16 protein-coding genes are annotated in these 9,349 nt (G+C 32.5%); all 16 read left to right on the top strand.

Annotation, left to right across the window (positions count from 1 at the left end; genetic code table 11):
* Positions 1 to 332: 332 nt before the first annotated feature.
* The 16 genes from ACE5LO_RS01365 (at position 333) to ACE5LO_RS01290 (ending at position 9,154) form a co-directional block, all read left to right on the top strand.
* Entirely contained in the window at positions 333 to 569 is a 237-nt protein-coding gene (locus ACE5LO_RS01365) for a hypothetical protein (protein ID WP_375518284.1), read from the top strand.
* Between the two features lie 12 nt (positions 570 to 581).
* Positions 582 to 809, top strand: coding sequence for a hypothetical protein (locus ACE5LO_RS01360; protein ID WP_375518283.1), 228 nt, complete (start codon positions 582 to 584; stop codon positions 807 to 809).
* Between the two features lie 221 nt (positions 810 to 1,030).
* A complete protein-coding gene (locus tag ACE5LO_RS01355; protein WP_375518282.1) occupies positions 1,031 to 2,332 on the top strand; it encodes a DNA sulfur modification protein DndB in 1,302 nt (433 codons plus the stop codon).
* A gap of 6 nt (positions 2,333 to 2,338) precedes the next feature.
* A complete protein-coding gene (locus ACE5LO_RS01350) occupies positions 2,339 to 3,337 on the top strand; it encodes a phage lytic cycle repressor MrpR family protein (protein WP_375518281.1) in 999 nt (332 codons plus the stop codon).
* Positions 3,338 to 3,454: 117 nt separating this feature from the next.
* Positions 3,455 to 3,976: an accessory gene regulator B family protein gene (locus ACE5LO_RS01345; RefSeq protein ID WP_375518280.1), complete on the top strand. Its 522-nt coding sequence runs from the start codon at positions 3,455 to 3,457 to the stop codon at positions 3,974 to 3,976.
* Positions 3,966 to 4,679 (top strand): hypothetical protein, encoded by a 714-nt coding sequence (locus ACE5LO_RS01340; protein WP_375518279.1) that lies wholly within the window; start codon positions 3,966 to 3,968, stop codon positions 4,677 to 4,679. The genes ACE5LO_RS01345 and ACE5LO_RS01340 overlap by 11 nt, the downstream gene beginning before the upstream one ends.
* Before the next feature lie 173 nt (positions 4,680 to 4,852).
* Complete coding sequence (locus ACE5LO_RS01335; RefSeq protein ID WP_375518278.1) at positions 4,853 to 5,365, top strand: hypothetical protein; 513 nt, start codon at positions 4,853 to 4,855, stop codon at positions 5,363 to 5,365.
* Positions 5,366 to 5,682: 317 nt separating this feature from the next.
* Entirely contained in the window at positions 5,683 to 5,895 is a 213-nt protein-coding gene (locus ACE5LO_RS01330) for a hypothetical protein (protein WP_375518277.1), read from the top strand.
* A 161-nt stretch (positions 5,896 to 6,056) separates the two neighbouring features.
* Positions 6,057 to 6,221, top strand: coding sequence for a hypothetical protein (locus ACE5LO_RS01325; protein ID WP_375518276.1), 165 nt, complete (start codon positions 6,057 to 6,059; stop codon positions 6,219 to 6,221).
* Positions 6,222 to 6,456: 235 nt separating this feature from the next.
* Positions 6,457 to 6,804 carry a beta barrel domain-containing protein gene (locus ACE5LO_RS01320; protein ID WP_375518275.1) on the top strand — a complete coding sequence of 116 codons (348 nt, stop codon included), beginning with the start codon at positions 6,457 to 6,459 and terminating at the stop codon, positions 6,802 to 6,804.
* A 23-nt stretch (positions 6,805 to 6,827) separates the two neighbouring features.
* Positions 6,828 to 7,310 carry a hypothetical protein gene (locus ACE5LO_RS01315; RefSeq protein ID WP_375518274.1) on the top strand — a complete coding sequence of 161 codons (483 nt, stop codon included), beginning with the start codon at positions 6,828 to 6,830 and terminating at the stop codon, positions 7,308 to 7,310.
* Positions 7,311 to 7,455: 145 nt separating this feature from the next.
* Positions 7,456 to 7,779 (top strand): hypothetical protein, encoded by a 324-nt coding sequence (locus ACE5LO_RS01310; protein ID WP_375518273.1) that lies wholly within the window; start codon positions 7,456 to 7,458, stop codon positions 7,777 to 7,779.
* A 13-nt stretch (positions 7,780 to 7,792) separates the two neighbouring features.
* Positions 7,793 to 8,026, top strand: a complete 234-nt coding sequence (locus ACE5LO_RS01305) for a hypothetical protein (protein WP_375518272.1) — start codon at positions 7,793 to 7,795, stop codon at positions 8,024 to 8,026.
* 23 nt (positions 8,027 to 8,049) lie between these two features.
* Positions 8,050 to 8,226, top strand: coding sequence for a hypothetical protein (locus tag ACE5LO_RS01300; protein WP_375518271.1), 177 nt, complete (start codon positions 8,050 to 8,052; stop codon positions 8,224 to 8,226).
* Between the two features lie 23 nt (positions 8,227 to 8,249).
* Positions 8,250 to 8,471 carry a hypothetical protein gene (locus tag ACE5LO_RS01295; RefSeq protein WP_375518270.1) on the top strand — a complete coding sequence of 74 codons (222 nt, stop codon included), beginning with the start codon at positions 8,250 to 8,252 and terminating at the stop codon, positions 8,469 to 8,471.
* A 236-nt stretch (positions 8,472 to 8,707) separates the two neighbouring features.
* Positions 8,708 to 9,154 (top strand): hypothetical protein, encoded by a 447-nt coding sequence (locus ACE5LO_RS01290; protein ID WP_375518269.1) that lies wholly within the window; start codon positions 8,708 to 8,710, stop codon positions 9,152 to 9,154.
* Positions 9,155 to 9,349 lie beyond the last annotated feature (195 nt).

Here is a 9,349-nt window from a genome sequence, read left to right as displayed (position 1 = left end):
ATATTTTATCAAATAAACGAGTTAATTTACAGCATAAAATTTTCCATTGAGGTGGATTATGAATTCCAGTAAGAGATTTCAACTTCAAAAACTAATAGAGGTCGATATGAGATCTAGAACAGAAACTTGGAAATATACATCATTATCGAGCAACGATGTTGAAGCCTTACGGCCGTTTGCTGCTACAGGCTACCGAATATATGATAGCCGCGAGAATGAAATAGTAAAACAAAATGAATAGTGATAAAATGTAATAGAACGGCACAGAATGACTACATATCAGTCAGAACGCATAATTAATCACGGATTTCATCATGAAAGGATGAATTAATGTGGATAAAGAGAAACTCAATAAAATTAGACAAGAAGCAGGCAGATTCGGACTTAGCATTCATCCGAACTTTAATGTAGATTCACTAACAGAAGCTAAAAACCGTTTGAAAGTAGCAGAAGAGAAGTTGAAGGCAACAATCGATGAAAAGGAAATTGAAGTAATTAATTTTCATATTAACGAATTGAAGAAGCACATTAACGTTCTTGAGTCAATAAAAACTGATTTCAAGGGATAAGGGGTGTAAATTATGAGTGTAAAGAGCGAATTAAAAAAACTGCTGAAGCAGAAAAGTGATATCGAAGTCGTTGAAATTAATGACAAAGAGATTGTACTACATTTGCCGTATGAAACCGCACTTGTAGATATTTCTCTTGAAGGTGATTCCGACGAAGAGCGTATCGAATTATTTAAAGAGAACTTGAATTCAAGGTTACAAAATATGATAGATCATCTTGAGGAATGTAAATTGGATTGACGATGAAAATTCACTTTTATCGCAACGCTTTAATCATTTACTAATATTAACAACTAAATTTAACACATAATGTAGTATAAAAGATATACATAGTCAAAAAGCACCAAGTCATTTACATTGTTTTTAGTCAATGTATCTAGACACATTGACTATTGTATATCTTTTAGTTTTTCGTATATACTTAAATGTAATAGGATTTTGAGAGGAGTGCGGATAAGCGGATGTTAAGAGATCGGAAAGAATTAGAAGAAAATTTAAAACAAAGCATAGAAAATATTAAATACAAGCGCAAGAATGTAGAACAAATAAATAAAAATTTATCACAATATGTCGGAGCAGGATTTTTTAATGAAATAGCAAAAAACACTGCTCTACTCGAAGAGATTGATACCGATATTCTGGCCTTAATCTCAATCGCTGTTTTCGAAATTGATTCAACTGATGGTGTCCGAGCTGAGAGTTATTTCACCGAAAACGAACTCAAAGAAGCAAAAAAACATAAAATCGAAAGCAAAGCGGGTATATCATTACCGTTTACAATTCCAAATGTACTACAAATTGACCTAGAAAATTATGTAACATCGATTAAATTTACTGAAGTCGTAAAATGGAACAATAGTAACATAATTGTTTACGATTTCGAAACTCAACGTTCTCCAAAATTTAAGCGTGGTCGTGATGGAGTAGTACCTACTCCAGATATAAATATCGAGTCAGTCAAAGCCATTGCTGAAAACATGTTGAATGAAACTTACTTGCCAGACATGATCACATTGAACGTTTATTCGGAAGAAGAAGAGCCGATATCTTACAATGCTAAAAATAATGAATTAACAATAAAAGACGGAACCACAGTATCAATATTGGACGGATTTCACCGTTTGCAGGGAGCAGCAAGAGCCGTAGCAATAAACCCTGAACTCAATCAAGACATAATATTAAGTATCCGAACGTATGATACCGATACAGCTAAAAAATATTTTGGACAGATAAACACCTTAAATGTAGTAAAACGGGAACGGCTTGAGGAATTGAAACAAGAGAAAATTTCGTACGTAGCCGTAAAACAACTTCAGCGTAATTCGGATTTAAAGGGCAAGATTGCTTCAGGGTCAAGGGTTAGTGAGTTGGCTGGTCAACTAACTACATCTGATGTGTTAGCAAATGCGATTGAAGATGTCTTTGAACCAAAAAATACATTTGAAGCAAGAGAATTGGGAACATATTTAACTGACTTCTTCAATTATCTTCTGGGTAAATTTAGCGATGAATTTGAATCAAATGACAGCATTTTAAAACACTTTAGAATGTTTGCCGGGTACATTGTAATTGCAAAACAATTTAAAGATAATGATATCTCATTAAATAGACTGAACGATGTGATTGAGCATATAAATAATAAAGAAAATATAAAAGAAGTTGTAACAAATAATCGAGGTTCGTCATCTCGATTACAAAAGCAAGTCAGAGACTATTTTCAGAAAAATGTAAATGTTTTAAACATCCTAAATTTAGAGGTGTAACAAAAAATGTCTAACAAGATTTATGAACAAGGTTTCTTTAATGAGATGCAAAAAAGACGTTATCTCAAAACGTTCGAAAAAGAAAAGACGGCTCAAATATCTATGCGCGTCCTATCTAGGGCGAAGATCATAGAAGAACAGTATCAAACCGACTTATATAATTTTAATTTAGAACAAATCGAACAATTATTATTTTATTTAAATCCTGCTACTCTAGCTTCAAGTCGTCAAAATTTTTTCATAACTCAGTCATATATCAGATGGGGGATTGAACAGGATCTGAGACAAACCAATATTAATCCTATGGATGCTATCGCGGATAAAGAGTACTACAAAAAGTTTATTGATAAAACTAAAAAAACGCTGTTTACAATAGATGAGATAAATGACATGGTTGATATTTGTGTCAATCCACAAGATGCAGTAGTAGTCCTGTTACTCTTCAATGGAGCGTATGGTACAATTGGATATGATGAGTTACTTAATTTGACTAAAAATAGTTTACTTGGCAATAATGATCTGATGCTGCAAGATGGAAACTTAAAACGAGTCCTTAAGGTTAGCGATAAATGTTATGAAATGGTTGAAAAAGCACTAAGTCAGAAAATGTATATCAAAAAAAATGGACTTGTTAGCAGTGATTTAAGGTCGCGGGCAGAAGCAGATTTAGACCAAAGCGATTATGTCTTAAGGAATGTATCCACAAGAAGTAAAAATGTAGGTAAAGCCGATCTTTTTCTAATCCAAAGGCGCATTGCAGCGGTTAAAAGTTATAATGATCTTAAAACCCTAACCCCATCAATGATAAGAAATTCCGGGATGCTCTACATGGCTAAAAAAATGGCAAATGGACGCAAAGAACTGACCAAGGAAATGTATCATGAAATATGTGATCATTTTGGGTTTAAGTCAACCATGAACAATGGATATAAAACATATCATTTTCATCGTTTAAAGGAAGATTTTCTTAATGTGGAAACAATTAAAAAAGTGTATGAAGAATAGCCCACAAAGGGTTATTTTTCGTTAATTAAAATAAATACTTGCAATAAGCATTGTTGTATGGTATCTTTATGTATGAGGAAAGAATTACTATTATTCATAATAGGAAAGGAGGTGAGAATGACGGTTTATTGTTTCTCTGATAAATTCTCTGCTTATATTATAAGAAAAACCGAAGGATTTATAAAAGAAGATGTCGATCATGGATTGAAAATTATATTTAATTTTTTATTTATAGTGATATTATCTTCAGTATTTTGTGTTTTTTCTGGCAGATGGTTTGATGTAGTAATAACTATGGTTTCCATTATTTTATTGAGGTTATTTACTGGAGGGCATCATTTTAAAAGTTCTGACGTATGTGTTGTTTTTTCAAGTCTAGTGCTAAATATTTCTCCTTATATATCCGATTATATACATAGGTTTGAGAAAATCGAATTAGATTTAATTACACTTGTGCTCATTGTCTTGTTATCGCCTTTTCAACAGTCGTTCAATATTAGAGATAGAAGAAAAATCATCTCAATATTAATCGTTACGGCCAATATGGTACTAATGTCTTCTCCAATTATCAGTACGGCTTTATTGATTCAGGCTATTGACCTAATAACACTCAAAAGGAAGATATCTTATGACAGGTGAGTACTTTAGATTTTTACTATTTAATTCATTTGAAGTAATTGCTGTTCTTATTTTTATCATGGGGTCATTTCGGATTCCTATCAAATGGTATGTAAAAGAAATCATTTTTCTCGCTGTTTTGATGCCAACGATATCATACTTCCAGATCAATTCTGATTATGCAGGCTATAATACGCTTGTTCAATTTTCTATATTAGTTATTTCTTTTAAAGTTCTATTCGAAGAAAATTGGATTAGTTCATTTTGGCGGACAGCTTTAGGATACACTATTTATTTAATGATTCAAACGATTGTCGCTTTAATTGCTGTATATACTGATTTTACAACGTTGGAAGAGGTCGCTGTGCCTTTTACTCCTCATGGCGAAATACTCCAGACACTATCGGCATTTACGGCTTTATGCATTGCAGGCTTCAAAATTTTTAGTGGTGATTATTTTAGTTTTAGTTTTCGCAAAATCAATAAGTCAAAAACTGTGTATGTTATTGTTTTAATTTTTGGCATCGCGTCAGAAATATTCGCATTAAAGTTTTTGATTTTTTCTCAAAACTCATTTAATTTTATCGTTTACACTATTCTAATTTTTATAATATTTATTTTATTTATATATTTATCGATAAAGCGCGAAAGAGATGAGAGAACTGAAGTCGTAACTCGTATACGTAGCGCTTTAAAAAAAGAAAAGGAGGTCAATTCAAAATGAAAAAAATTCTTACTGTTATCGCAAGAACAGCCACTGCGGTTTCAAATGGTACTGAAAATAGTACTACTAAATTGGGATTGTGGCATATCCCGACTAAAAAAGCTGGAAATTAAAAACCTAAAATAGCCCCTTTAATTAGGGGCTACCAATTTAACTTTTTAAGGAGAACTTTTATGCTATCTGAAAAAATTAAAAATATTATCACATCAAAACTCGGTATTGTTGCCCCTATAGTGATGGATCAACTAGTTCAGGAAATCGAATCTGAGCTAATGACCGAATCAGTGCTTATAAACCATGACAACATGTTAACATATGTAAGAATAAATGATATTCTTTATGCAGAAAGACCAACAAGAAAAGAAATTTACGTCATTACTTCAGAGGGAGTGTATCAATTTTCAGACAAAAGTATAGATTTTATAGCTCATTTGAGTGAGACATTCGAAAACTTTCATATGGTTGATAAAAGATTAGCAATCAATATAAAGAGAATTAAAAAATATGATTCCAATAATAAGGTTGTTTATTTCCATGAATCTGCAGACAAAAAATATCCTTTTACAGTAGTATCTCAAAAAACAATAACCGAAGTTATAAAACCTCTTTTTGGAGAAGACTTTGATGTTCGTGACGATTCAGTGATGTATACACAAATTAAACACAGAAGCCTATTGACTAGATAATAACTGTTCCAATTCGGAGCAGTTTTCTTTTTTTACATAAGATTCGACAAATTATTCGACATAATTTTACAATGGAACAAGTGTTTATTATGTGTCAATATGTAAAATTACGTTAAATATCGCATGAATTTAGGAATGGGACTAGTATGAATTTACTGGTAAAATTGTATTAACAACATTTAGTGATGGAAAAGTTGACCGAAAGTTAAGACATGGTATAATGATCTTACTGAATAAAGAGAACAAATGTTCCTGTTTCACAATGCTAATCTCAGTCAATAAAGAAATGCAAATCAGACACAGAGGGGTATACTAGAATGGATAAAAATGAATATGGTGTATTGCTTATTTACAGTGATGATTGTGCTTGCAGAGTTTATTATGGGACATGGGAGGCAGCTTTGTTGAAGTATAAAGCATGTAATACCGGCAGACCATATGCTCAGTTTTATCATAATTGGAAAGCAGTTGAGGCCCAAATAGAATACTATAGGAGAGAAAAGGATAACGCTACATATCATGTCTTATAAACAATAATGTGAAGCTTGCTGATTATTGTATTGGCGGCTTCCTAATCAATTTATAAAATAAATAAATATAATAATAATTGACTTTGATAATGCTATGGATTATACTTGCAGTAAGGTAATTGTTGGATACATAATGAAAATATAATTTCGTGGGGGAGATTATGAAGGAAGAGATTAAGGTAGGCTCAGAAGTATATGCTGAAATTACAAATGCTGAAGGAATTGTTCAGGTGATTCATGACGGAGCTGCAAAAATCCAAATTACAAAAGGCGATACTTCAATTACGGATTACTATATGGATGATCTCAATGTCATAAAACGATGATTTCATAAGGAGATGTTATTAAATTGTTTTTGGATTGCTCTGAGCAAGATACAATATTATCATTAGCCCTGAAGACAGAGTATCTAACCCAAAGTGAACTAGAAATGATTCAAAAAATTCTAAGATCTATATTTATAGCGTTCAATTTGGAGGGAGTAAAAGAAAGATATCAATATGCCTTTATCAGGCATAAATATTCCTTGAAATAATACTTTCATTGTTAGGAGGAGTCTCTATGCAAGTCGGAGAAACAGTTTATCTAAAGGCAGTGGGAAACAACGCAAGACATAGAAAAGAGGTCTATATCAAGGAAGATGTGATTACTAAAGTTGGTCGAAAATACTTTGAAGTTGGAGCCGATCATAGGCCACTTAAATTTCAAATTGATGGTCTAAAGCAAGAAACAGGAGGGTATACCGCTGATTGGAAACTATATTTTTCGATGCAGGAAATCTTAGATGAAGAAGAATTCCAGAGAATATCACGGGAAATCGAGAATATTTTTAGGTCTTATGATAAAGTAAAGTTAACTTTGGATCAATTAAGACGAATTAAAACCATTATATATGAGCCGATACAATGAGTCTTTCATAAGGAGTTGGAGAAATGAACGGTAGAGAATTAGTTGACTTAATTAATAAAAAACCAGTTGTGAAATTTACTGAGAAAGTTGAATCAGAGATTGAATGCGGATTTGATGATGGCATGATGGCAAGACTTGTTGATTTCCGCGATGATGGAAGCGGCTGCTTTGAACTTAAGTTTGATTTTTCTGAGTTCGAACAACACAATAAGAGATTTGAAAAAATAAACTGGTATGACAAACAGGGTAATCCAAGTCTTAGATGGAGTGAGACGAGTTTTTACCCTAAAAATAGAATTGAAACATTTTACATAGATTATGATACAGAAATTAACTTTCTTGAAATTGTAACAGAGGAAAGGATAAACGACCCCGAGGAAATTGTAGCACTTCGCTGGGTAGTAGATCAATTTGAAAAAGTATTATGTGGAGAAAAAGCAGGAAACGTCGAAGAATCTTTATCTTTTGCTCATTCTGTTCTAAATAAGTATCCACAATCTAAATGACGAAAGGGGCATATTCAATGGGAGACCGTGAATGTCCAATTTGTGAAGAAGATACGCTAATTGAGAACAGTCTGAGTACATGGAAGTGCTTAAAATGCGGAGAGGTATTTAATGAAAAATGGTTAGATGAAGGGGAGGAATAGTATTGTACGACACCAAACATGTGAACAATAAAAATTGCTCAATAATTAATGTAAAAGAAGGTAAGTTTCCAGATGATATTATTATTACACTGGGTCTAGAGGATGGAGAAGAAGCGTTCGTAAGAATCATGAGCAAAGGCATGTATAAAGACCAACTCAAAGAAATGGCCGCTGGCAAAAGAGAAAGATGTGTCTGGGCATATGGGAACAGCGACATTGATCTTTATAAGAAGCCAGAAGGTCATATGCTGCTGCATAGCCCACATGAAGGATTGTACATAAGATATTATTTGAAAGACGGAGAATTTGAAAAGTTGTTCATCTAAAAGGGAGCCAATTATGAAGACAAATGTTCCTAAGCATATAAGGGATGCTATGCGAAAGGCTGCAAAGTATAATGCTAAAGCTAGGGAATATGAAGAAATAATCGAAAGCTGGTTTGAAACTACAGGGATTAAGGAAGACGATGGTGTAAGGGATGTTTATATAGATTATGTGCAACAATCAAACAATCCTGAAGCTGCAATTAAAAAACTGGAATCCATAGTTTATATGATGAACCGACGAAATTAGCCTTTTATGAGGAGATGAGAAGAATGAAAGTTAGCCAAAAAACAGTAATAGATAAGATTTTCGAAGGCATTGATCAAAATGGATGGACGCTGCTTAATGGAATAGGTTCTGGGAATTTCAATAGCCAAGCAACACAAAAGTCAATGGTTGAGCCTTTGCTTAAATATCTTGAGAAAAAAGGAATTGAAGTTACAAGATAAAATCGAAACGGAGAGATTATTATATGGCAGATGTACAACAATTCAAACTTCAAAAAGAGGCAATCCTTAAAAAAGATATTTCGGACAAAATGAAAGTTGTAGAACTTTCTACATTACTAAACCATATGGTTGCCAAGCACAATATTCCTTTGGAATACGGAAATGAATATAGAATGAAGAATAAAGATATTGTTATTGAATTTGAATCTATTGCTGATGAAATTGGGAAATTGAATAGCATTTGAAGTATTTAGAGGTGATATTGTGGGGGTATACTCTGAGGGAGAATTAAGGAATATTAGTTTAATTAGCCTGCAGAAGATGAGAGAGATTCACAAGAAAGACTTGCAGAAGTATTACATAAGTGAACGATATTCTGGAAAGGAAAAAGATATTGAAGAAACCTTACAGAACATTCGTATACTAGAATATGAAATCGAAAACCGATAAAACGAATCATTCATAGGGGGATGAGGCGGATATGACGAAATGTCCTAAGTGCAATAGCGACAACCTAGAAGTACAAACTGAAGTAGCTTACATTGCGTATACCACCAGCAAAATTATTAATAGTGAGATTAAGGGATTCAAGAAGTCCGACTTAAAAAATCCACCATTATTTGAAATCAGAGTATTTATCAAATGTATTGATTGTAAATATGAAACAGAAAATGCAAGTCATAATCACAACAGTGATTTCGATAATGATTTTGTTGAGGATATTACTTGTAAAATCACAGATTTAATTAGAGAACCGAGGTCAAGAAGAACAGTTGATTTTGATAAGAAATACAGCATTTATTTTCAGAAAAATCCTACATACGATGAAATAATTGAGTATATGAATAAAAACAAAATGAGATCGACTTTTAATATATCCATTTTTAAGAAATACCTTGATGAATATTTAAATCGCGATAAATTGTGAACTTCATTGAAAGGAGAAATTGTTTGTTCAAATATAAAATTGTGTGGCGATTGGATGACGAAGAGTACTTCTGTACAGAAGATATGGAAATTATAGCAAACAGCATAACAGAGTTAATGAAGACGATTGCAAGTATTGAAAAAGATCATACTATTTTGTCGATAACTAATATTTCTTTCTAAATCATTTATAGAG

It is taken from the genome of Paenibacillus medicaginis (assembly GCF_042138635.1).
Classification (GTDB): domain Bacteria; phylum Bacillota; class Bacilli; order Paenibacillales; family Paenibacillaceae; genus Paenibacillus; species Paenibacillus medicaginis.
The sequence above is the reverse complement of the archived record's forward strand: the minus strand, read 5'-3'. Positions and strand labels throughout refer to the sequence as shown.